Source organism: Gordonia sp. 852002-10350_SCH5691597 (assembly GCF_001665715.1).
Lineage (GTDB): Bacteria > Actinomycetota > Actinomycetes > Mycobacteriales > Mycobacteriaceae > Gordonia > Gordonia sputi.
The window spans coordinates 1-659 of record NZ_LZMO01000212.1; the positions used below are offsets into that span (position 1 = coordinate 1).

Annotated in this window: 1 pseudogene; it reads right to left on the reverse strand. The window is 76.5% G+C overall.

Annotation, left to right across the window (positions count from 1 at the left end):
* Nucleotides 1-169 precede the first annotated feature (169 nt).
* Nucleotides 170-415: pseudogene (locus A5777_RS15415) on the reverse strand (ACT domain-containing protein); the annotation flags it as partial.
* Nucleotides 416-659: the final 244 nt, after the last annotated feature.

Genomic DNA, 659 nt, shown 5'->3' on the forward strand with positions numbered 1-659 from the left:
CCCCCCCCCCCCCCCCCCCCCCCCCCCCCCCCCCCCCCCCACACCCCCCCCCCCCCCCCCCCCCCCCCCCCCCCCCCCCCCCCCCCCCCCCCCCCCCCCCGCTTCTCTGTGTCGAGTGTGCGCCCGAGAACGCCCACTGGGCGCCCGAGACCGTTGAGCGGGCGCGCAGCTACGCCGCGGAGGTCACGCGGTAGACGTCGTAGACGCCCTCGACGTTGCGCACGACGTTCAGAACGTGGCCGAGGTGTTTGGGGTCGCCCATCTCGAAGGTGAACTTGCTGACCGCGACGCGGTCGCGGCTCGTGGTCACCGACGCCGAGAGGATGTTCACCTTTTCGTCGGCGAGTACCTTGGTCACGTCCGACAGCAGCCGGTGACGGTCGAGGGCCTCCACCTGGATGGCGACCCCAAACACCTCGGCCACGTTCTGAACGTCGTGCGCAACGTCGAGGGCGTCTACGACGTCTACCGCGTGACCTCCGCGGCGTAGCTGCGCGCCCGCTCAACGGTCTCGGGCGCCCAGTGGGCGTTCTCGGGCGCACACTCGACACAGAGAAGCGGGGGGGGGGGGGGGGGGGGGGGGGCGGGGGCGGGCGGCGCGGGGGCGGGGGGGGGGTGTGGGGGGGGGGGGGGGGGGGGGGGGGGGGGGGGGGGGGGGG